The sequence below is a fragment of the Arthrobacter ipis genome, from assembly GCF_014694315.1.
GTDB classification, from domain to species: Bacteria; Actinomycetota; Actinomycetes; order Actinomycetales; family Micrococcaceae; genus Arthrobacter; species Arthrobacter ipis.
In genome coordinates, this window is the sequence record NZ_JAAOXD010000001.1 from 198,919 (window position 1) to 221,140 (window position 22,222).

General features: G+C 68.2%; 21 protein-coding genes. 17 read left to right on the plus strand and 4 right to left on the minus strand.

The window, feature by feature from the left end:
- Positions 1–2 precede the first annotated feature (2 nt).
- The 6 genes from G9E11_RS00860 to G9E11_RS00885 all read left to right on the plus strand — a co-directional run bounded on the left by G9E11_RS00860 (position 3) and on the right by G9E11_RS00885 (position 6,552).
- On the plus strand, positions 3–1,100 hold the full coding sequence (locus tag G9E11_RS00860) for an NADH:flavin oxidoreductase/NADH oxidase (protein WP_190603546.1): 1,098 nt from the start codon (positions 3–5) through the stop codon (positions 1,098–1,100).
- A gap of 83 nt (positions 1,101–1,183) precedes the next feature.
- Entirely contained in the window at positions 1,184–1,948 is a 765-nt protein-coding gene (locus G9E11_RS00865; protein WP_190602120.1) for an ABC transporter ATP-binding protein, read from the plus strand.
- Complete coding sequence (locus G9E11_RS00870; RefSeq protein ID WP_190602122.1) at positions 1,930–3,501, plus strand: transporter; 1,572 nt, start codon at positions 1,930–1,932, stop codon at positions 3,499–3,501. The genes G9E11_RS00865 and G9E11_RS00870 overlap by 19 nt, the downstream gene beginning before the upstream one ends.
- A 97-nt stretch (positions 3,502–3,598) precedes the next feature.
- Positions 3,599–4,381 (plus strand): glucosamine-6-phosphate deaminase, encoded by a 783-nt coding sequence (nagB, locus tag G9E11_RS00875; protein ID WP_190602124.1) that lies wholly within the window; start codon positions 3,599–3,601, stop codon positions 4,379–4,381.
- 51 nt (positions 4,382–4,432) lie between these two features.
- Complete coding sequence (locus G9E11_RS00880) at positions 4,433–4,774, plus strand: DUF3039 domain-containing protein (RefSeq protein ID WP_102972082.1); 342 nt, start codon at positions 4,433–4,435, stop codon at positions 4,772–4,774.
- Positions 4,774–6,552, plus strand: a complete 1,779-nt coding sequence (locus G9E11_RS00885; RefSeq protein ID WP_190602126.1) for a DEAD/DEAH box helicase — start codon at positions 4,774–4,776, stop codon at positions 6,550–6,552. Before G9E11_RS00880 ends, G9E11_RS00885 begins: the two co-directional genes overlap by 1 nt.
- Positions 6,553–6,586: 34 nt before the next feature.
- Here G9E11_RS00885 and G9E11_RS00890 read toward each other — a convergent pair whose 3' ends face one another.
- Positions 6,587–7,234 (minus strand): isochorismatase family protein, encoded by a 648-nt coding sequence (locus G9E11_RS00890; RefSeq protein WP_190602128.1) that lies wholly within the window; start codon positions 7,232–7,234, stop codon positions 6,587–6,589.
- Positions 7,235–7,253: 19 nt separating this feature from the next.
- Positions 7,254–8,582: a nicotinate phosphoribosyltransferase gene (locus G9E11_RS00895; protein ID WP_190602130.1), complete on the minus strand. Its 1,329-nt coding sequence runs from the start codon at positions 8,580–8,582 to the stop codon at positions 7,254–7,256.
- A 96-nt stretch (positions 8,583–8,678) separates the two neighbouring features.
- On the opposite strand from G9E11_RS00895, the gene clpS reads away from it, so the two are divergent.
- The 6 genes from clpS to rdgB all read left to right on the plus strand — a co-directional run bounded on the left by clpS (position 8,679) and on the right by rdgB (position 13,042).
- The gene (clpS, locus tag G9E11_RS00900; protein WP_190602132.1) at positions 8,679–9,056 is read left to right on the plus strand and encodes an ATP-dependent Clp protease adapter ClpS; all 378 of its coding nucleotides are present in this window, start codon (positions 8,679–8,681) and stop codon (positions 9,054–9,056) included.
- Positions 9,049–9,615, plus strand: a complete 567-nt coding sequence (locus tag G9E11_RS00905; protein ID WP_190602134.1) for a DUF2017 domain-containing protein — start codon at positions 9,049–9,051, stop codon at positions 9,613–9,615. Before clpS ends, G9E11_RS00905 begins: the two co-directional genes overlap by 8 nt.
- Positions 9,616–9,722: 107 nt before the next feature.
- On the plus strand, positions 9,723–10,748 hold the full coding sequence (murI, locus tag G9E11_RS00910) for a glutamate racemase (RefSeq protein WP_414635165.1): 1,026 nt from the start codon (positions 9,723–9,725) through the stop codon (positions 10,746–10,748).
- Positions 10,745–11,542 (plus strand): MBL fold metallo-hydrolase, encoded by a 798-nt coding sequence (locus tag G9E11_RS00915; protein ID WP_190602136.1) that lies wholly within the window; start codon positions 10,745–10,747, stop codon positions 11,540–11,542. Before murI ends, G9E11_RS00915 begins: the two co-directional genes overlap by 4 nt.
- Positions 11,543–11,594: 52 nt before the next feature.
- The gene (gene rph, locus G9E11_RS00920; RefSeq protein ID WP_194717739.1) at positions 11,595–12,353 is read left to right on the plus strand and encodes a ribonuclease PH; all 759 of its coding nucleotides are present in this window, start codon (positions 11,595–11,597) and stop codon (positions 12,351–12,353) included.
- 14 nt (positions 12,354–12,367) lie between these two features.
- Entirely contained in the window at positions 12,368–13,042 is a 675-nt protein-coding gene (gene rdgB, locus G9E11_RS00925; RefSeq protein ID WP_414635166.1) for an RdgB/HAM1 family non-canonical purine NTP pyrophosphatase, read from the plus strand.
- Positions 13,043–13,123: 81 nt separating this feature from the next.
- On the opposite strand, the gene G9E11_RS00930 is transcribed toward rdgB, so the two are convergent.
- Entirely contained in the window at positions 13,124–13,897 is a 774-nt protein-coding gene (locus tag G9E11_RS00930; RefSeq protein ID WP_190603555.1) for a VTT domain-containing protein, read from the minus strand.
- 68 nt (positions 13,898–13,965) lie between these two features.
- On the opposite strand from G9E11_RS00930, the gene G9E11_RS00935 reads away from it, so the two are divergent.
- The gene (locus tag G9E11_RS00935) at positions 13,966–15,060 is read left to right on the plus strand and encodes a 3'-5' exonuclease (protein ID WP_311764274.1); all 1,095 of its coding nucleotides are present in this window, start codon (positions 13,966–13,968) and stop codon (positions 15,058–15,060) included.
- Positions 15,061–15,069: 9 nt separating this feature from the next.
- Complete coding sequence (locus G9E11_RS00940) at positions 15,070–15,594, plus strand: DUF4395 domain-containing protein (RefSeq protein WP_190602138.1); 525 nt, start codon at positions 15,070–15,072, stop codon at positions 15,592–15,594.
- Here the strand turns inward: G9E11_RS00940 and G9E11_RS00945 are convergent.
- The gene (locus G9E11_RS00945) at positions 15,581–16,699 is read right to left on the minus strand and encodes an ADP-ribosylglycohydrolase family protein (protein ID WP_190602140.1); all 1,119 of its coding nucleotides are present in this window, start codon (positions 16,697–16,699) and stop codon (positions 15,581–15,583) included. The genes G9E11_RS00940 and G9E11_RS00945 overlap by 14 nt on opposite strands.
- 232 nt (positions 16,700–16,931) lie before the next feature.
- Here G9E11_RS00945 and G9E11_RS00950 point away from each other — a divergent pair, with 232 nt between their 5' ends.
- The 3 genes from G9E11_RS00950 to G9E11_RS00960 are packed head-to-tail and all read left to right on the plus strand — an operon-like array spanning position 16,932 to position 22,195.
- Complete coding sequence (locus tag G9E11_RS00950) at positions 16,932–17,876, plus strand: MIP/aquaporin family protein (protein WP_190602142.1); 945 nt, start codon at positions 16,932–16,934, stop codon at positions 17,874–17,876.
- A 57-nt stretch (positions 17,877–17,933) separates the two neighbouring features.
- On the plus strand, positions 17,934–19,106 hold the full coding sequence (locus G9E11_RS00955; protein WP_190602144.1) for an exonuclease SbcCD subunit D: 1,173 nt from the start codon (positions 17,934–17,936) through the stop codon (positions 19,104–19,106).
- Entirely contained in the window at positions 19,103–22,195 is a 3,093-nt protein-coding gene (locus G9E11_RS00960) for an AAA family ATPase (RefSeq protein WP_190602146.1), read from the plus strand. Before G9E11_RS00955 ends, G9E11_RS00960 begins: the two co-directional genes overlap by 4 nt.
- Positions 22,196–22,222: the final 27 nt, after the last annotated feature.

Sequence of the window (22,222 nt, forward strand, 5' to 3'; positions counted from 1 at the left end):
CGGTGCCCGCGCTGTTCGAGCCCCTGACGCTGCGCTCCCTGAAGCTGCAGCACCGGGGCTGGGTGTCGCCGATGTGCCAGTACAGCTGCGAACCTGACGAGGCCCCCGGAGTGCCCACCGACTGGCACCTCATGCACCTCGGATCGTTCGCCGCCGGGGGAGCGGCCCTCATCCTGACCGAGGCTGCGGCAGTCAACGCCGAAGGGCGCATCAGCCCTCGCGACGCGGGGCTGTACAACGACGAGCAGGCGGAGGGCTGGGAGCGGATCGTCCACTTCGTGCACCGCCACGGCGTCGCCGACGCCAAGATCGGTGCCCAGCTCGCCCATGCCGGACGGAAGGCGTCCACGTACTGGCCGTTTTCCGGCCGGAGCGGATCGGTTCCGGCGTCCGACGGCGGCTGGGAGACAGTGGGTCCGGGCACCCAGGCGTTCGACGGCTACGCGCCGCCCGCAGCCATGACCGAGGATGACATCAAGCGCGTCATCGCGGATTTTGCCGCCGCAGCCAACCGCGCCGTCAACATCGGCTTTGACACCATCGAGCTGCACGGCGCCCACGGCTACCTCCTGCACCAGTTCCAGAGCCCGCTGATCAACGACCGCACGGACGCCTGGGGCGGCAATGCGGAGGGACGTAACCGCCTGACCCTGGCTGTCATCGACGCTGTCCGCAATGTCATCCCGGAGTCCATGCCGCTGCTGCTTCGCATCTCGGCAACCGACTGGGCGGAGGGCGGAATCAGCGTCGAGGACTCGGTCAGCCTGGCCGCGCAGGCCGCTGAGCGGGGAGTGGACCTGGTCGACGTCTCCAGCGGCGGGGCCGTTGCGCACCAGCAGATCCAGCCCGGGCCGGGCTACCAGACGGAGTTCGCAGCCCGGATCCGCCGCGAAACAGGAGTCGCCACCGGCACCGTGGGGCTGTTGACGTCCCCCGGGCAGGCCGAGCACGTGGTGGCCACCGGACAGGCTGATGGCGTCTTTATCGCCCGGGCGGCACTGCGGGATCCGCACTGGTGGCTGAGGGCCGCCTTTGAACTCGGCCACGACCTGCGCTGGGCGCCGCAGTACGAACGGGCCGTGCCCCGCCGTACGTTCTGACAGCTTTTAGGCGTACTGCGTCGGTAGGTTTCTACTCCTTCCGGAGGATCCCCCCGGCGACAGGCCAAGACTAGGGTAAGTGCATGAGCACTCCCTTAACAGCCCTCTCGATCAGGGGGCTTGCCAAGCGTTTCGGCACCAAGATCGCGGTGGACGGTATCAGCCTCGACGTTCCCGCCGGTTCGTTCTTCGGCATTGTCGGGCCCAACGGTGCCGGCAAGACCACCACCCTGTCCATGGCCACGGGCCTGCTCCGCCCGGACTTCGGAACGGCGGTGGTCCACGGGGTGGACGTCTGGGCGCAGCCGCTGGAAGCCAAGAAGCTGATGGGCATCCTGCCCGACGGAGTGCGGCTCTTTGACCGGCTCAGCGGTGAGCAGCTGGTCACTTACGCCGGGCTGCTCCGGGGCATGGACAGGGCCGTGGTGGCGGCCCGGGTGGGGGAGTTGCTCGCGGCTTTGGACCTCAGTCAGGACGCGGGCACCCTCGTGGTGGATTACTCCGCCGGCATGACCAAGAAGATCGCGCTGGCCTCCGCGCTGATCCATGCTCCGAAGGTGCTCGTGCTGGATGAGCCCTTCGAATCCGTGGATCCCGTCTCCGCCGCCAACATCAGGGACATCCTGGAGAGGTACGTGGCCACGGGCGGTACCGTGATCGTGTCCAGCCACGTGATGGACCTCGTGCAGCGGATGTGCGACCACGTCGCCGTGATTGCCGGGGGCCGGATCCTGGCCGCCGGAACTGTGGACCAGGTACGGGCCGGCGCAAGCCTGGAAGAGAGGTTCGTGCAGCTTGTTGGCGGCAGGAGCCAGACGGAGGGGCTCGAATGGTTGCGCACCTTCTGAGGCTGAAGCTCACGCTTCTGCGGAACGGTCTAAAGCGCAGCCCGTGGCAGCTGGTGGGGCTGGCCTTCGGCGGACTGTATGCGCTGGGCATCGTGGGCATGTGCGTGGTGCTGCTGGTCCTCCTCCGGCAGGAGGACCCGGGCCTGGCCCAGACCGTGGTGGTGCTCGGCGGCTCGGCGGCCCTGCTGGGCTGGGGGATTGTGCCCGTCGTTGCCTCGGCGGTGGATATGACGCTTGACCCGGCCCGCTTCACGACGTCGGCCGTGCCCATGCCACAGCTGTTGGCCGGCCTCGCGCTCGGCGGCCTCATCGGGCTCCCGGGGCTGGCCACTTTGCTCGTCGCTTTGGGAACCGTGGTCACCTGGACGCGCGGTGTGCTGCCAGCCGCAGGCGCGCTGGTCGGAGCCCTCCTGGGCGTGCTCACCTGTGTGGTGTTCTCCCGCGTCGTCACAACAGCCACGGCAAGCCTGGCTGCCTCACGGCGTTTCAAGGACGTCAGCGGGATTGCCTTCATGGTTCCCCTGGTCCTCCTCGGCCCCATCACCGCCGGCATCTTTCAGGGAATGGCGGGTTCAGGAGCCTTCCTGTCCGAGCTGGCCGGCAGGATTTCCTGGACGCCGCTGGGGGCCGCCTGGTCACTTGGCGGCGACCTCGAAAGGGGACACGTGGGCCCGGCAGGACTCAAACTCCTCATCGCCGTGGCCACGCTGGCTGTGCTTTCCTGGTGCTGGAAGCTGCTGCTCGAACGCGCGCTCGTAACGCCGCCCTTCGCCGGAAGCAGCCGCCGGAAGGGCGGGCGCCTGGGGCTCTTCGCGCTCCTGCCCGGCACTCCTGCCGGTGCCATCACGGCACGGGCGCTGACCTACTGGTTCCGTGATCCCCGGTATTCAGGCTCGCTGGTGGTCATCCCGCTGCTGCCGGTCGTCCTGGCTTTCCAGGGCAGCCAGACCAACGACTACGGCGTCCTGATGATTACCGGGCCGCTCACCGCGTTCCTTCTGGCGTGGTCCATCTCCGGGGATGTGTCGTACGACAACACCGCATTTGCCCTGCACCTGGCCGCCGGCGTGCGGGGTGTCCATGACCGGCTGGGGCGCGCGCTGGCCTGTCTGTCGTTCGCGCTGCCAACGGTGCTGGTCCTCGCCAGTGTGCCTTTCTTCATCACGCGCGACTGGGCGTGGTGGCCCTCCATCCTGGGAATCTCCGTGGGAGTGCTGCTGACCGGGCTGGGCCTGTCCTCCGTGGTGTCCGCCCGCTACACGATTGCCGTGCCTCTTCCCGGCGACAGCCCCTTCAAGAAGCCGCCGGGCAACGTCGGGCAGACCCTTGCGGTTCAGTTTGGCGGGATGGGTGTCCTCCTGGTGCTGGTCCTCCCGGAAGCCGGCCTGGTCCTGGCGCAGGTGCTTACCGGCGACCCGCTGTTTGGCTGGATCAACCTGGTGCTAGGCCCTGTCCTCGGCACAGCACTGTTCATTGTGGGGGTCCGGGTGGGCGGGCGCTGGCTCGATGCCCGCGGCCCGGAGCTCTTGGCCCAGGTCACGGTCAACCGCTGAAGACAGCCAACCGCGAATGTCCTGAACGGCCAGATGCATCTGCCGGGCGGGGACCCGCCGTGGTTGACTAGCAGGACAGCTGAGAGAAAGGCCGGAAATGGAAGTCGTCATACTTCCGGGCGGCAAGCAGATTGCCTCCCTGGTGGCGGACGCGGTGGAAAGCCTGCTGCGGAACAAGCCCGACGCCGTGCTGGGGCTTGCCACGGGATCATCGCCGCTGCCGGTCTACGATGAGCTCGTCCGGCGCCACGAACAGGGCGGCCTGGACTTCAGCCGTGCCTTCGGGTTCACCCTTGATGAATACGTCGGGCTGGAGGCAGGACACCCCGAGTCCTACCGGGAGGTGATCCGCCGCGACTTCGCCAACCGGGTCAACATCGGCCCCGCGAACGTCCTCGGACCGGACGGAAGCGCCGCGGACATCCCGGCAGCCTGCCGGGCCTACGAGGACCGGATCAGGGAGCGCGGCGGCATCGACCTGCAGCTTCTGGGCCTGGGCACCGACGGGCATATCGGCTTCAACGAGCCGGGGTCATCGCTGGCATCCCGCACCCGGATCAAGTCGCTCATCGAGCAGACCCGGCGCGACAACGCCCGCTTTTTCCACAGCCTTGAAGAGGTTCCGCACCACGTGGTGACCCAGGGGCTGGGCACCATCCTCGAGTCGCGGCACGCGATCCTGCTGGCCACCGGAGCCCAGAAGGCGCAGGCCGTTCACGACCTCGTGGAGGGGCCCCTTGCCGCGATCTGTCCTGCCTCTGTCCTGCAGTTGCACCCCCATGCCTCCATCGTGGTGGACGAGGCGGCCGCGTCGTCACTGAAGCTCGCCGACTACTACCGTCACACCTTTGACCACAAACCGGCGTGGCAGGGGCTCTGAGAGGAACCTGCGCCCGGGACCTCCCGCGGCCGCCCGTCCGGAACAGCTAAGATGGATGCCATGAGTAGCATGACGGATCCTCTCGACAACGACCCCATGCGTGAGCTTTCCGGAGCCGGATCGTCCACCGCAACCATTGAGCGCGAGGAACTGCGCCAGGAAGTGGAGCCCGGCGACCGTGAGCGCTTCTCGCACTACGTGCGCAAGGAAAAGATCATGGAGTCCGCGTTGACGGGTGAACCGGTCATCGCGCTGTGCGGCAAGGTCTGGACGCCTGGACGGGATCCGCAGAAGTTCCCGGTCTGCCCCGAGTGTAAAGAGGTCTATGACGGCCTCCGCCCGGGCAATGACGGCGGCAAGGGGTCCGGCGGAGACTCAGGCAACAACAAGTAGTGACGGAGACACTCTTCGGCGGACCCACCCTGCCTCCGGCTTATCCGGAACGTGCAGCCTGGGGAACCGCCCAGAAGCTCCGTGCCTGGCAGCAGGAAGCCCTGGACCTTTACTTCAGCAGGGCTCCTCGCGACTTCATGGCAGTGGCCACCCCCGGCGCCGGCAAAACCACCTTTGCGCTCAGGGTGGCCTCCATGCTCATCGAGGCCGGCACGGTGAACCGCGTGACCATCGTGGCGCCCACGGACCACCTGAAGCGGCAGTGGGCTGACGCTGCGGCGCGCGTCGGCATCGCGATTGACCCGAACTTCAAGAATTCGGACGGACAGCACGGACGCGGGTTCATCGGCGTGGCCGTGACCTATGCGCAGGTGGCCAGCAAGCCCATGCTTCACCGGGCCAAGACCGAGGCCGCCCGCACCCTGGTGATCCTTGACGAAATCCACCACGGCGGCGAGGCGCTGTCCTGGGGCGACGGCCTCCGCGAGGCCTTCGACCCCGCTGCCCGGCGGCTTTCCCTGACCGGTACGCCATTCCGTTCGGACACCTCGCCCATTCCGTTCGTGGAGTACACGGAGGACCGCGAGGGCATCCGGCGCTCCAAATCGGACTACACCTACGGCTACGGAAATGCGCTCCGTGACCACGTGGTGCGGCCGGTCATCTTCATGGCGTATTCGGGGCAGATGCGCTGGCGCACCAGCGCCGGTGACGAGATGGCCGCCTCCCTCGGCGAGGCCGCGGTCACCAAGGACATCACGTCGCAGGCCTGGCGGACCGCACTGAACCCTGCGGGGGAATGGATTCCCGCCGTTCTGGCGGGAGCGGACAAGCGGCTCAGCGAGGTCCGGCGATCCGTTGCCGACGCCGGCGGCCTGGTGATTGCCACTGATCACGAGGACGCCCGGGCGTACGCCGGCCAGCTCAAGAAGATCACCGGCGAGTCGCCCACCGTGATTCTGTCCGATGACGCGAAGGCTTCAAACAAGATTGAGGAGTTCAGCGCGGGCAACCAGCGCTGGATGGTTGCCGTGCGCATGGTGTCCGAAGGCGTGGACGTGCCGCGCCTGTCGGTGGGCGTCTACGCGACGTCAACCTCCACCCCCTTGTTCTTCGCCCAGGCAGTGGGCCGCTTTGTGCGTTCCCGGAAACGGGGCGAGACGGCCTCGGTCTTCCTGCCGTCCGTTCCCCCGCTGATGGCGCTGGCCAACAGCATGGAAGCCGAACGTGACCATGCCCTGGACCGGCCGCAGAACGATGACGGGGACGGCCTGATGGACCTCGAAGAGTCGCTGATGGACGAGGCGAACCGCGAGGAGAAGGCATCGGACAGCCTGACCAAGGGCAAGTTTGAGGCGCTGGACTCGCAGGCGTCGTTCGACCGGGTGCTGTTCGACGGCGGCGAGTTCGGCACTGGAGGCGACATCGGCTCCGAGGATGAGCTGGACTTCCTCGGCATCCCGGGCCTGCTGGACGCCGAGCAGGTGGGCATGCTGTTGCGCCAGCGCCAGCATGAGCAGCAGGGCCGCAAGAAACGCCAGGGCCCTGCGGCGGCGCCCGCCGCCCCCGCGGTACCCGACCACCGGATGCTGATGGACCTGCGGAACGAGCTGGCGAAGAACGTGGCGGCCTGGTCCGCACGGACGGGCACACCGCATGGCGTGGTGCACACAAAGCTGCGGACCGTCTGCGGCGGCCCTCCGGTGGCACAGGCGAACGAGGAGCAGCTCCAGTCCAGGCTGAAGAAGCTTCAGGACTGGTTCATCGGCAGGACATAGCGCCGCGGGAAGCAGGCGGGAACCAGGCGTGAACCTACTCCAGGTCCACGCCGCCCAGCTCCATTTCTGCGTAGGTGTCGTCGAGGTCATCGGCGATCCCCGCCGTCAGCCGTTTGATCACGGTGACGGCGTAGCCGGCCTGGACGGCATCCAGTGATGTCGCCATGACGCAGTGGTCGGTGGCCAGGCCCACCACCACGACGTCCTCCACGTCGTGGCTCTGGAGCCAGTCGTCCAGGCCGATAGCGTCTTCCTCAGGGGCGTAGCCGGGGTCGGCCGCTCCGGACATTGAACCCGGCAGGGAACCGGGCTGCCGCTCGCCGGTGGGGACGGCGTCCTCCGGTGCCAGCAGGCCTTCGAACCCGGAATAGGCCGCGGTGTACAGGCCCTTGTGGAAGTAGGCCTGGATGTGCTCGGTGTCGAGTTCCGGGTGCAGCTCGGCACCCTGGGTCCCGGCCACGCAGTGCGGCGGCCAGGTGTCCTTGAAGTCCGGCGCTTCCGAGAAATGGGCGCCCGGATCGATGTGCCAGTCCTGCGTGGCCACTATGTGGTCGAACTGGCCGTGGTGGTTCTCGACGTACTCGCTGATGGCCCCGGCCACGGAGGCCCCGCCCTCCACCGGCAGCGCGCCGCCCTCGCAGAAATCGTTCTGGACGTCGACGATGATGAGTGCCCGTGCCATCAGTTCTCCTCAGTTCCCATCAGTTGTCCTCATAGAGGGTCGGAATAGCCGGCTCGCCGCGGTGCAGGCGGTGGACTATCGAGGGCAGTTCGGCCATGGAATCGGCGTGGCGCTGCCGGGCGCGCAGGACGCCTTCGTGGCCGGTCCAGCCAGGCAGGAGCTCGCCGTTCTTGATGAACTGCTGCAGCAGCGCACGGTCATTGCCGTCGTCCGCCGGCCGGTGGCCCACTCCGATGAGCTCCTGCATGGCCGTACCGTTGTCGTTGAGCCGGCGGAGGGCGTACTTGCGCCCGCCTTTGCTCGTCTTGTTCTTGGCGGCCTTGGCCACCGAAACGAACTCTCCGGCGTCGTTGGTCCGGCTGACCAGCTTGTAGACCATGCTCGCGGTGGGTGCACCGGAGCCCGTCACGAGGGAGGTGCCCACCCCGTAGGAGTCGACGGGGGCGGACTGCAGTGCCGCAATCGCGTATTCGTCCAGGTCCGAGGTCACTGTGATGCGGGTGCGCTCGTTGCCCAGCTCGTCCAGCAGCTGCCGGACCCACTGCGCCTGCTCCACCAGGTCGCCGGAGTCCAGCCGCACGGCGCCCAACTTGTCCCCGGCGATGTCAACGGCCGTACGGACGGCGGTCTCGACGTCGTACGTGTCCACCAGCAGCGAGGTGCCGGCCCCCAGGGAGGCGACCTGCGCCTCAAAGGCGTCCCGCTCGGTGTCGTGGAGCAGCGTGAAGGAGTGGGCGGCGGTGCCCACCGTCTTGAGTCCGTACCGGAGCCCGGCCTCGAGGTTTGAGGTGCTGTCGAACCCGGCTATGACCGCGGCACGGGCGGCAGCCGTGGCTGATTCCTCCTGGGTCCGCCGGGACCCCATCTCGATGCAGGGCCGCTGGCCGGCCGCCATCACCATGCGCGACGCCGCCGAGGCGATGGCGCTGTCATGGTTGAGGACGGACAGGACGTAGGTCTCCAGGATGCACGCCTCGGCGAACGTTGATTCGACGATCAGGATGGGGGAGTTGGGGAAATAGGCCTCGCCCTCGGCGTATCCCCAGATGTCGCCGGTGAAGCGGAAGTCGGCCAGGTAGTCGAGCGTCTCCTTGTTAACCACGCCGGTGCGTGCCAGGAATTCGAGCTCCGCGTCGCCGAACCGGAACGCCGTGATGCCTTCGAGCAGCCGGCCCGTACCGCCCACAATTCCGTAGCGGCGCCCGTCCGGGAGCCGGCGCGCGAACGCCTCGAACACGGCTTTGCGGTGCGCGGCGCCGGAATGGAGGGCCCCCTGCAGCATGGTCAGCTCGTAATGGTCGGTGAACAGGGACGTGCGGGGCTGCTCCCAGCCGGCGGAGTTACTCACAAAAATCACTCTAGTCCCCACCGGCTCCCACGTCTTGCTTCGCTTCGCCGCGGGGCCCTCGCCGGCGTGGGCCCAGCATCGCCATAGAATGGACAGATGACCTTAAGCGTTGCGCTCGGCCCTGACACCCAGGAGAGCACCCAGACCGGAACGGCGGTGTCCACCGACGCACTGACCGCCCCGGACGTCCCTTGGAACCTCGTCATCTGGAATGACCCCGTTAATCTCATGAGCTACGTCAGCTACGTGTTCCAGAGCTATTTTGGCTACCCGGAAACCAAAGCCAACAAGCTGATGCTTGAGGTGCACAGGAAGGGCCGGTCCATCGTTGCCCACGGCAGCAAGGAACAGGTGGAGCAGCACGCGGTGGCGATGCACGGGTTCGGCCTGTGGGCCACCGTGGAGAAGGCCACCGGCGGAGACAGCGGGGGCGGCAAGCGCGGCCCGGGCAAGGGCAAGGGAAAACGTGGCTAAGGCTTTCAAATACGGACTTAAAGGCATCTCCGGCTTTCTGGAACCGGCCGAGAGGGAACTGCTGCGCAGCCTCTTCGCCGATGTCATCTCCATGCTGGAGCCCTCGGACCGCGGCTCCGAGGATCCGCTCGCCGCGATGATCGGACTGGACATGGAGGTCCGGGAACCGTCGGACCGCGCCCTGCGCCGGCTGCTGCCCAACGCAGTGAAGGACGACGCCGCGGCCTCGCTTGAGTTCCGCCAGCTCACGGAACGCTCACTGCGGGAAAGCAAAATCGGCGCGTTGCGCGCCGCCGCCCTGGGGCTGGACAAGGACGAGCTCGTCCTGACGCCGGCTGATGCCCGGCACTGGTCCACGGCGCTGAACGACGTGCGGCTGGTGCTCGCCGAGCGGCTCGACATCCGGGACGAGGCGGACGCGGACCACGTCCACCAGATGCAGGACTGGTCCCAGGCCGAGGACGTGGAAAGCTACCTCGCACTGGTCTACAACTTCACCACGTGGCTGCAGGAATCCCTCGTGCAGGCGATGCTGCAGTCACTGGACAAGCGGGCCTGAGCCGTTCCGGCGTCGATTCCGGCGGCGCCGGATGTGACAAATTCGACATGAGTCGCCCGCCACAAGTGATGGCCGCACCTCACGGGAAGACCTATCCTCAAATAATCATGACTTCAGCATCGAGCATGGATCCGGCAGCGGGAGCTGCAGCGGAGTCCGCAACGGCCGACGGCGTAAATGTGGGATCGCTGCCGATCGGCGTCTTCGACTCCGGGGTCGGCGGCCTCACGGTGGCGCGGTCGATCATTGACCAGCTGCCGAACGAATCCATCCTCTACGTCGGCGACACCGCCCACGGCCCGTACGGGCCGCTGCCCATCGCGGAGGTGCGCGCCAACGCCCTCGGCGTCATGGACGAACTCGTGGACTCCGGCGTCAAGCTGCTCACCATCGCCTGCAACTCGGCGTCGGCCGCGGTGCTCCGTGATGCCCGCGAACGCTACACGGCGCGTTACGGAATTCCCGTCATCGAGGTGATCCAGCCGGCCGTGCGCCGCGCCGTCGCGGCCACCCGCAGCGGCCGGGTGGGCGTGATCGGCACCTCCGCCACGGTGGGCTCACGTGCCTACGAGGACACCTTCGCCGCGGCGCCCGACCTGGCGATCACCTCCGTGGCCTGCCCTGCATTCGTGCCGTACGTGGAGGCCGGCATCACCACGGGGCCGGAACTGCTCGAGGTCGCCCGCGAGTACCTTGAGCCGCTGAAAGCCGCGGGCGTGGACACCGTGGTGCTGGGCTGCACGCACTATCCGCTCCTGACCGGCGTGATCTCCTACGTCATGGGCGAGGACGTCACGCTGGTCTCCAGCGCCGAGGAAACCGCCAAGGACGTTTACCGGGCGCTGGCCAGCAACGGCCTGGAACGGACGGACCCGGCGCCGCCGGAGCACAGCTTCATCGCCACCGGCGATCCGGGCCAGTTCGAAGCGCTGGCCCGCAGGTTCCTGGGACCGGAGGTGCTTAGCGTCAAGCACGTGGACCACGTCGCGGCCCAGTACCCCACGGGCAGCCTGGCGCGGATCACCCCCGAAATGATCGCCGCCGCACGGAACGCGGCCGCCCGCCCGCGCATCTCCAACTTCGTCGGGCAGGCCGCCGGCGGCGGAGCAGCCACCGGGGGGTCGTTCCTGTGAAGCTCACCATCGTCGGCTGCACGGGCTCATTTCCCGGCCCCGGATCGCCCGCCTCCTGCTACCTGCTGACCGCCAACGACGGCGAACGGGTGTGGAAGGTGGTCATGGACCTCGGCAGCGGGGCCCTTGGCGCCATCCAGCGGTACACGGACCTCGAGGACATCGACGCGATTTTCCTCACCCACCTGCACCCCGATCACTGCATGGACCTTTGTGGCCTGCACGTGGCGGTGCGCTGGAAGCCCGGCGGCTGGGACCGGGGCAGGATCCCCGTCTGGGGCCCTGCCGCCACCGCCGACAGGATGGCAACTGCCTACGGGCTGGACCTGGATCCGGGGATGCACGAGGAGTTCGACTTCACGAACTGGACCGAGCGCCAGTCCGTCACCGTCGGGCCCTTCACTGTAACGCCCTTCGCCGTGAACCACCCGGTGGAGGAGGCCTATGCGCTGCGCGTGGAGGTGACCGAGCCGGACGCCGCCGGGAATGCCGTGACCCGCGTGCTGACATATTCAGGCGACACGGATTCGTGCCGCGGGCTGGAGGAGGCGGCCAAGGACGCCGACCTCTTTCTTTGCGAGGCGGCCTTCGAGGAGGGCCGTGACGACGGCATCAAGGACGTCCACTTGACCGGCAAACGGGCCGCCGAGGCAGCCGCGGCCGCTGGCGCCCGGCGCCTTCTCCTGACCCATATTCCGGTGTGGACGTCCCAGACCAAGGTCATGGCGGAGGCGCGTCCCGCCTTCACCGGTGACGTGGCCGTGGCAGTGGCGGGCGTGCACTACACGGTCTGAGCAGCTTCCCGGGGCGGCCGGGTGCAGCCCGATAAATCGATAAGCTAAAGGCATGACTTCCGAAGCAACCACTGCCCCCGTCATCCGTGCCGACGGCCGCACCCCGGACCAGCTCCGGCCCATCAGCATCACCCGCGGCTGGTCGAAGCAGGCCGAGGGATCGGCCCTCATCGAGTTCGGCAACACCCGGGTCCTGTGCACCGCTTCCCTCACCGAAGGTGTTCCGCGCTGGCTCAAGGGCGAAGGCCGCGGCTGGGTGACCGCCGAATATGCCATGCTCCCGCGTGCCACGAACACCCGCTCGGACCGCGAATCCGTCAAGGGCAAGATCGGCGGCCGCACCCACGAGATCTCCCGCCTCATCGGGCGCTCCTTGCGGTCGATCATCGACACCAAGGCCCTGGGGGAGAACACCATCGTGTTGGACTGCGATGTCCTGCAGGCCGACGGCGGTACGCGGACGGCGGCCATCACCGGCGCCTATGTGGCGCTCGCCGAGGCCATTCGCTTTGCCCGCGAGAACAAGATGATCGCCCGCAATGCCCAACCGCTGGTGGACACCATCGCCGCCGTGTCCGTGGGGATCATCGACGGTATTCCGATGCTGGACCTGCCGTACATCGAGGATGTGCGGGCCGAAACCGACATGAATGTCGTAGTGACCGGCTCCGGCAAGTTCGTGGAGGTCCAGGGAACGGCTGAGGGAGCCCCCTTCGACCGGGATGAGCTCAACAAGCTGCTGGACCTGGCACTGCTGGGGACGGAACAGCTGGCCGCGATCCAGCGCGAGACCCTGTCTGAAGCTCCGTGAGTGGGAACAGCGCCGTGAGTGGTGACAGCGCCGTGAGCGGCGTGTCCGCAACTGAGGCGGCACCCCGGCTGGTGCTGGCCACGCGCAACGCCGGGAAACTGCGGGAGCTGCGTGAGCTGCTGCGCGGACAGATCCCGGGGCTCGACGTCGACACGCAGGTGGTGGACGCCGCCGCCGTCGGAGCCCCCGACGTCGCGGAAACCGGGGTGACCTTTGCGGAAAACTCTCTGCTGAAGGCGCGGGCGGTTGCCGAGGCAACGGGGCTGGTGGCCATCGCCGACGACTCCGGGCTGTCAGTGGATGTCCTGGGCGGCGCGCCGGGGATCTTCTCCGCGCGCTGGGCCGGCCGGCACGGTGACGACGACGCCAACCTGCACCTTCTGCTGGCCCAGCTGGCGGACGTGCCGGACGGCCACCGCGGCGCCGCATTCGTGTGCGCCGCTGCCCTCGCAGTGCCGGCGTCGGCATCCGCAGACGGGGCCCGCGAAGTGGTGGAGTACGGCCAGTTGGCCGGCACGCTGCTGCGTGAGCCGCGCGGCGAAGGCGGGTTCGGCTACGACCCCGTCCTGGAACCCGTGGGCCTGGACCGGAGCTGCGCCGAGCTCAGCCCGGAGGAGAAAAACGCCATCAGCCACCGGGGCCTGGCGTTCCGTGCGCTGCTTCCCTCGATCGTCGAGGCCCTCCGGTAAACAGCAACGCGGGGTCAGTTACCGCCCAATCCGGTCATCCCATTGGGCGCTAAGTGACCCCGCGTTGCTGGAGCGTTCCCGTTAGTCGAGGTTGGTTTTGCGCTCGGCCTCGGGCTCGTGCTCCTCGATGAACTCCTCCACCGGGTCCGTCCCGAAGGCCGCGGCCTCGCGCTTGGCGGTCATGCCGCGGACAACTTCAATGCCGACAGGAATCACCGAGAGCAGAACGATGACGATGAAGATGATGTCCAGGTTTTCCCGCACCCACGGAATCTTGTCGCCCAGCACGTAGCCGAGAAGCGTCACGCCGCCGCCCCAGAGGAGGGCGCCGATGACGTTAAAGAGGAAGAACTTCCGCTTGTCCATCTGGGCAACGCCCACGATGACGGGGACAAAGGTGCGGATGATGGGCACAAAGCGTGCCAGGATCAGGGCCTTGCCGCCGTGCTTTTCGAAGAACTTGTGAGCACTGTCAACGTTCTCATGCTTGAAAAGCCTGGAGTCCGGCTTGTTGAAGATGGCAGGACCCGCCTTGGACCCGATGAGATAGCCCATCTGGTTGCCGATGATGGCGGACATGATGATCAGCGCGGCGAAGAGCCAGATATTGAATTTGATCGTGTCCGTGGCCACGAGCAGGCCCGCCGTGAACAGCATGGAATCGCCGGGCAGGAAGAATCCGATCAGCAGCCCGGTTTCGGCGAAAATAATCCCGCACACCAGCAGAACAACCCACGGGGCAAGGGCCGGGTCGGCGAGGAAGATCTGGGGGTTGAGCCAGTCGGGCAGGAATGATGCCAGCTGCGGCTGGACGGGGCCAGCGCCACCCAGCGCGGGCACGGCAAAGTCGCTCAATGCATTAAAGTTCACGTTTCAAGGGTACTTGACGGGCTCCGTGCCCCCGCCGGGCTACAGTTGTCCCCGTGGGTTTGGACTTTACGGCGATCGACTTCGAGACCGCCAATGGCTTCCGCGGTTCGCCGTGCGCCGTTGGCCTCACCAAGGTCCGCGGCGGCGTCATCGTCGAGGAGGCCTCGTGGCTGATGCGGCCGCCGGAAAACCATGACTCGTTCGACTACCACAACGTCCGCGTCCACGGCATCAGGCCCGAGCAGGTGGCCGGCCGGCCCCGCTTTGGCGAGCTGTTCCCGGAGATCGGCGCGTTCATCGGCGGCGACATCCTCGCGGCGCACAATGCGGCCTTCGACCTCGGCGTGATCCGCTCCGGGCTGGAAGTCTCGGGGCTTCCCGGCCCCGCCTACGACTATGTGTGCACCGTGATGCTCTCCCGGCGCTGCTACTCCCTGGTTTCGAATTCCCTGCCCTTTGCCGCCGAGGAGGCGGGCGTGCCCCTGGTGAACCACCACGACGCGGCCGAGGACGCCCGGGCGTGCGCCGGCATCCTCATCGACATCGCGGGGCGCAACCGGGCCAACAGCATTGCCGAGCTCTACCTTTCGCTGGGGCTGTCCATACCGCAGCAGGCAGCGTTCGATCCGTCCAGCGGTGAGTTTTCCAAGGCGACCGTCTCAGCCCTCGCCGCCGCGGGCGGCGCCGGTGCTGACCGAGCGGTCCGGCCGTTCCGCAGCGGGTGGCCCGAGGAAGGGCCGAATCCCGAGCCCAATCCCGACGCCGAACCCGGGAACCCGCTGTTCGGCCAGACCGTCGTGTTCACCGGCCAGCTCGGGATGCCGCGGCCCGAGGCGAAGACGCGGTCCGCTGAACTGGGGGCGCGCCCGGAAAGCCGGGTCACCGCACGGACCAGCGTCCTCGTGGTGGGTGACGGCTTCGTGGCCGGCGACCTGCGCTCCGGTCGGCTCACCGGCAAGGCCAAGCGAGTACTGGAGCTGCATGATCGCGGCCAGGCCATCGAGGTGATCTCCGAAGGGGAGTTCCTGCAGATGGTGGGCGGCGCGCCCGTGCACGGCGCCTCTGAATACGTGGCGCAACAGGGCTTGAAGGGCGGTGCGCCTACACATGGCGCAACAAAGTTTTCCGGCGCCGCCGCCGCTCCCTAGCCTTGCCTCATGGGCAAACTGAGCGTTCCAGGCAAACCGGGCACACCGGGCAGATTGAGTGCTGCGTTCGCCTTTCCCAACCCGGTCAACGAATACGCGGCCCGCATCACCGCGGGGCTGGTGGTCCTGCTGGCTGCCGTGACGCTGCTCACCGGCTCCGGCTGGGGCCTGGCGGTCATTGCCGCCGGCTTTTGGCTGCGCGTGCTGTTCGGCCCGAGGATCTCCCCGCTCGCCCTGCTTTCGGTCAGGGTCCTCGCCCCGCGGCTGGGACGGGTCAAGCTGGTGCCCGGGCCGCCCAAGCGTTTCGCCCAGGGCATCGGCGCCGCGATGTCCACCGCGGCCGCCGTCCTGCTGGCCGCCGGTCTCGCGCCCGCCGCGTGGATCTTGCTGGCCGTCCTGATTGTTGCCGCCTCGCTGGAGGCCTCCGCCGGGTTCTGCCTTGGCTGCGCCATCTTCGGCCTGCTGCAGCGCCGGGGACTCATCCCCGAGGATGTCTGCGAAGCATGCAACAACATTTCGCTCAGCCGGACGTGACGGCAACCAACTGTCCGGCCATGCCGCGGATCACCTCGGGGGCTTCGAGCGCCTCGAGCCAGTCCGCGGGCAGGCAGTCCGTGCCGTAGTACGCACCAAGGATGTTGCCCGCGATGGAGCCGGTGGAATCGCTGTCACCGCTGTGGTTGATGGCCACGGCGATGGCCGCCTTGAAATGCTCCACCGGATCGGGCGCGCCATCTCCCTCTGCGCGGTCTCCGTGTACCGGGACAGCAGTGGCCAGGACCGCGTAGAGGCCGACGGCGAGAGCCTCCTCTGCCACCCAGCCCTCACCCAGTTCACGGACCAGGTCCTCCGGGCTGAGTACGGAGGCGGCACCGGTTTGACCGGCTTCGCCGGCGAGGCGGACCGCGGCACCCAGCCGCTCGCGGAGCTCGGGGGCTGCCTCGTTATCATCCAGCACACGGGCAAGGACGGCCTGCGCTGCCTCGGCCAGTCCGCTGCCCTGCACCAGGAAGTAGATCAGCAGGCTGAAAGCGCCGGCGCTCTGCCGGGCGGAGGGATGCCCGTGGGTGAGCGATGCCGCGTCGGCGCTCAACTTGTACACGGACTCCGCCGGAATGTGCGGCACCAGGCCGAACGGCGCGGATCGCATGACGGTTCCGCAGCCCTTCGAATCCGGATTGACCGGCCGAAAGATCGTTCCCATTTCGCCGGTGGCCAGCCCGCTCAGGCAGGCGTTGCCGGGTGCCCGCCGGTGCCGCAGCACCTCCTGGCCGTCAATCCAGCGTGACTGCGGCCGCGGCGCGGATTCGGGCACGGGCACTCCCTGCGTGTCCAGCCAGCGCAGGTAGGCAAGCCAGACGCAGGCGTTGGCGTCAGCACCGACACCGGAGTTGGCCCACTCCAGGGCCTCGACGATCCCGTCGACCGTGTACAGCGTCATCTGGGTGTCGTCCGAGAAGTGGGCCCCGCCGTCGAGCGCGGAAAAATCCCGGAGCCCGGCGGCGCCGAAACGGCGCCGGATCTCGTCTATGGGATCGAACTCGACGGCATAGCCGAGCGAGTCGCCCAGGGCGCCGCCGAGCAGGCAGCCATGGATGCGGGACTCGGGGGACGGAACGGTGCCGGGAACATTGCTCATGCAAGCAAATTTACCTTCCCGCCGGAGCAGTCCCGCCTTTGTGATTCTGGGCGCTGTGGTGTTGGCCGCTGGCCGCCGGACTGTGCTGTGATATCGCACTCCCAATGCCGGGGGTCCGGACGCCGGACGATAAGCTCGGATTCAGCAACCGTCCAGACTTTGCTGCCAGACTGCTGTGGCCGGCTCCCGAAGCGAGCGGCATTCCCCGCTACAGAAACCAAAGGATTCCCCCATGAGCACCCCCGTGTCCGTCCCCCCGACCGATGACCGGCATTCCGCCGGAGACAACGGATTCCGGCCCGGACTCCTGTCCAGGCTCGGAGCGGAGGCGTTCGGAACGCTCTTTCTGGTGGTCGCCGGGCTGGGCGTGCCGCTCTTCACCCTGCCGCAGTCAAACCCGCTGCCCGGCGCCCTCGCCGGAGGCCTTGCCGTGACAGCGGCGATGCTGGCCTTCGCTTACATCTCTGGCGGGCACTTCAACCCGGCCATCACCCTGGGCAACCTCGTCGCTGGCAGGATCGGCATCGCCGCTGCAGCTGCCTACATCGGCGCGCAGCTGGTCGGCGCGGCGGCGGGCGCGCTCGCCTTGTTCGGCATCCTCCGCACGGTGCCCAACATCCAGGACGCGCGCACGGCCTTCGACACTGTCACCGCCGGCTTCGGCGAGCACTCCGTGATCCAGACATCGATGGCCGGCGTGCTGCTCGTGGAAGTGCTTGGAGCAGCCCTACTGGTCGCCGTGTTCCTTGGCATGACGGCCCGCCGCAACAACCATGCGGCCGCCGCGCCCTTCGCCGTCGGGCTGGCATTTGCCGTGCTGCTGCAGCTGGGCCAGGCCCTTGGCAATGCGCCCTTCAACCCGGCCCGGGCCACCGCCTCTGCGCTCTTCAGCAGCAGCTGGGCGCTGGGGCAGCTGTGGCTGTTCTGGGTGGCCCCGATCGTCGGTGCCGGCATCGCAGGGCTTGTTTTCCGCGGGTTCGCCGACGCCCAGGGCCGTAGTGCCGCCGCCGCGGACCACACCGACGACGACGCCGCCGGTCCCGAGGCTGACCTCGGGGACGAAATCGACGGCGCCTCAGGCCGAGAAGCAGTCGAAAAGCCCGCGGCCGCCGCGCCTGACGCAGGCGGCGACGACGCGCGCGACTTCTTCGACAGGCCGCGCAGCAAGGAGTCCTGACGCGCCGAGGCGCGGGGGGTCGGCTATTTTGTCGGTGCCCGCGTCTAGCTTATGAATATGCGGTTATTGCACACTTCCGACTGGCATCTGGGCCGGTCTTTCCACGGCGTCGGCATGCTGGACGCCCAGCGCGCCTTTGTCGACCAGTTGGTTGCCCGGGTCAGGGAACTCTCCGTCGACGTCGTGCTGATCGCCGGCGACGTCTACGACAGGGCACTGCCCGGCGTCGATGTGGTCAACCTCCTGGACGATGCGCTGGTCCGGCTGACCGCGGCGGGCGCGCAGGTGGTGCTGACCAGCGGAAACCACGACTCCGCCATCCGGCTCGGCTTCGCCTCCCGGCTTCTGGAGAAGGGCGGCGTGCACCTGCGCACCCGCCTGCAGGAGCTGGACGTTCCCGTCCTGCTGCCACTCGGCGGCACGGGGACCGATTCGGTCCTGGCCATTTATGGCATCCCTTGGCTCGAACCCCGGCTGGTCGCCGAGCACCTTGGCGTGGACACCGCCAGCCACTTCGAAGTAACGCGTGCTGCCACGGAACGCATCAGGGCCGATGTCGCCACGCGCAGCGAATCCCGGACGGTCCATTCCGTTGTGCTGGCCCATACCTTTGCCAGCGGGGGCATCAGCTCGGACAGCGAACGCGATCTCAGCATCGGGGGAGTGGGTGCCGTGCCGCTGGACCTGTTTGACGGCTTCAGCTACACAGCACTTGGCCATCTGCACGGCCGGCAGTCCCTGTCCGCGGAGGTGCGGTATTCGGGCTCGCCGCTGGCGTACTCGTTCTCCGAAGCGAAGCACCAGAAGGGCGGCTGGCTCGTTGACGTTGACAGGTCCGGGGTCACCGCCGTGGAGGAGATCCTCTGGGACGCGCCGCGGAAACTTGCCGTCCTCCGGGGGACACTCGACGGGCTGCTGGAGTCCCCGGAGCACGCGTGGGCCGAGCAAGCCTACTGCCAGGTGACCCTGACGGACGCCCAGCGGCCGGCCCAGGCCATGGAGCGGCTGCGTGCCCGGTACCCGGACACGCTCGTCCTCGGGTTCGAGCCGGAGGGGGCACCCGCCGCCTCGCAGGCGAGCTACAGCAGCCGGCTGGCCGAGGCGGAGGATGACCTCGCCGTCTGCTGCGGATTCCTGGAACACGTCCGCGGGCGGGAGCCGGACACGGCGGAACAGGCCGCCCTCACCGAAGCTTTGGAGAACGTGCGTCTGCAGGAGGCATCACTGTGAGGATCCACCGTCTGGAAATCTCCGCGTTCGGGCCGTTTGCCGGAACCGAGGAAATCGATTTTGACCGGCTGAGCGCCCACGGGCTGTTCCTGCTTAATGGGCCCACCGGCGCCGGCAAGACCAGCGTGCTGGATGCCATCTGCTATGCCCTCTACGGGTCCGTGCCGGGCGCGCGGCAGGACGGAAAGAGACTGCGCAGCGACCATGCGGACTCGGCTGCCGAACCCCGAGTGACCTGCGAATTCACGGCCCGGGGCAGGCGCTTTGAGGTTTCCCGCTCGCCGGCCTGGGACAAGCCCAGCGCCCGCGGACGGAACGGGTTCACCACGCAGCAGGCCAAGACGCTGCTGCGTGAACGGGTGGCAGGTGCGTGGGTGGAAAAGTCCGGCCGGAACGACGAAGCCGGGGCGGAGATCACAGCGCTCCTCGGCATGGACCGGGAGCAGTTCACCCGCGTGGTCCTGCTCCCCCAGGGGGACTTCGCCGCGTTCCTCCGGTCCAAGGCTTCGGACCGCCTCGACCTGCTGCAGAAGCTCTTCGGAACCGAACGGTTCGAGGCAGTGGAGCGGGAACTTGCGTCACAGGCCGCCGGGGCCGTGAGCCAAGTCGCCGATCTTGAGGGCAGGCTGGCCCTGCTGGTGGCGAGGGCCAGGGCTGAGGCCACGGTTCTCGAAGTCGACCCCGAAGCGGCGCCGGAACCTGCCGGCGGTCCCGAACTGCTGTCATGGCTGGAGTCTGCCGCCTCGGAGCGTGCCTTGGCCCTGGCCGGGGATGCAGAAGCCGCCGAGGAGCGGCGCCGCGGGAGCATGGAGCAGCTCGAAGCGGAGCTGGCCAGGGAAGGAAGGCGCCTGAAGCTTGCTGCCGCCCTGCGCCGGAGGGCGGAGGCAGAGGCCGCCGCCCCTGCGCTGACCAGCGCGGGAGCCGCGCTTGACCTGCACCGGAAGGCCGAGCTCCTGGGCGGCCAGCTGAAGGCCGTGACTGCCGCCGAATCCTTGCTTGTACGGGCGGAAAGAGCCGCGGACCTCGCTTCTGCCGGCGTGCGGGAGGCAGCGAGCTCGAGCTCCGAACTGGCTGTTAGGGAACACGGCACTGCGGAACACGGCGCTGCAGAACACAGCGCCGTCGCACACCAGGCCGCCGTCGACGTGGCCACAGAGCTTTCGCGGCTGCGGGCGCTGGCCGCTGTGATCGGCGAACGCCTTGCCGATGAGGACCGGCTGGCCGGCCTGCACGCACGGGCCGCCGGGCTTGCGCAGCGGCGGCAGGAACTCACCCGTTCCGGAGATGACCACACCGTCCGGCTGCTTTCCCTCCGCACCGAGATGGAGGCCCTGCGTGCAGCCCTGCAGCCGCTTGAACAGCTGGCAGGGGAATCCGTGCTGCGGACCAAGGAAGCGTCAGCCGCCGACGAGCTGGTGGATGTTGTCAGGCGCTACGGCACTGCTGTCGCCGGGTGCGCCGCCGTCACCGAGCGGCACCTCAAGGGCCGGGAACACCACCAGGAACTGCGTCGGCAATGGCTGGACGTCCGGGAGGAACGCCTGTCCAATGCGGCAGCCGAATTGGCTTCGCGCCTGCAACACGGGGCGCCCTGTCCCGTCTGCGGCAGCCCGGAGCACCCCGAGCCGGTTCCCGCCGGGGACTCCGTCCTGGGGCTTGCCGAGAAAGAAGAACGGGCCAAGGAGAGCAGCGAGGCGGCCGAAAGGGCGCTGTCTGCACTGGAAGCGGAGCTTTCCGAGGCCAGGCAGCTGGTCGCCGTTCTTGCCGGCCAGGGCGGCGACACCGATCCCGCCGAAGCGGCGGAAGCCGCCCGGGACGCCCGGGAAGCTGCTGCCGAAGCGGCCGCGGCCGTAGCGGAACTGGCAGCGAGCAGGAGCCGGCAGGAAGAACTGGCTGAACGCATCGAGGCCACGGAGCAGGTGCGCGTGGACATGCTGTCGCAGTTGGCGCAGACGGAATCCGCCCTGACCGAAATCGAAGGGCAGTCCGCCGTACTGGAATCGTCGCTCGAAACGCTTCGTGCCGGCCACGCCAGCCTCGCTCTCCGCAGCGACGCCATCGCCCAGCTTGTCGGCATTCTCGAGCAGGCTGACGCCGCCGGGTCCCAGCTGGACCAGGCTGCGGCCCGCCTGGCTGAGGCACGGACAGAGCTGGATCGCGCTCTTCCCGAAGCCGGATTCGCGTCGGCCGCTGAGGCCCGCCAGGCCCTGCTGCCGGGGGCGGAGGCGGCGAGGCTGGAGTCTGCCGTCCAGGCCGGACGCGACGAGGAGGTACGGCTGGAGGAACTGTTCGCCAGCGAAGAGCTCGTTGTCGCAGCAAAGGAACAGACCGCCAGGGAAGACGAAAGCGGCTCCGCGACCACCCCAGCGGACCTGGAACTGCTGCGCACCGAAGCCGAACAGGCCGCCCGGGCAGCAAAGGACATCGAACTGGCGGCGGGCATGGCGCGGCAGGCCGCCCAGACCCTGGGACGCCTCCGTGAGGAGTACGGGGAACTCGCTGAATCCGGCCGGGAGCCCCGGGAACGCGCTGAAGTCCTGAAAGGCCTCGCGGAAGCGGCCCGCGGCTCCGGTGACAACAGCTACCGTATGAGCCTTAACGCGTATGTCCTGGCGGCCCGGCTCGAACAGGTCGCCATTGCCGCGTCGGAAAGGCTCATCGCCATGAGCGACGGCCGCTACACTCTGCAGCACTCGGACGCGAGGGCAGCCCGGAACGCCAAGTCCGGGCTCGGGCTGGAAGTGGTGGACGAATGGACCGGCCGCCGCCGGGACACCTCGACCCTCTCCGGCGGGGAATCCTTCATGGCCTCGCTGTCGCTGGCCCTTGGCCTCGCTGACGTGGTGCAGCAGGAAGCCGGCGGTGTCGACATTGAGACGCTGTTCGTCGACGAGGGCTTCGGCAGCCTCGACGAGCAGGCGCTCGAGCAGGTCATGGATGCACTGGAGGGCCTCCGCGACGGGGGCCGCGTGGTGGGCCTCGTGAGCCACGTGGGGGAGATGAAGCAGCGCATCGGCAGCCAGCTCCAGGTGGTGAAGCAGCGCAACGGCTCCACGGTGCACATCGTTGATGCTCTCGTAACGGCCTGACCCGGCGGCGGCGCCCCGCCGTCGGGA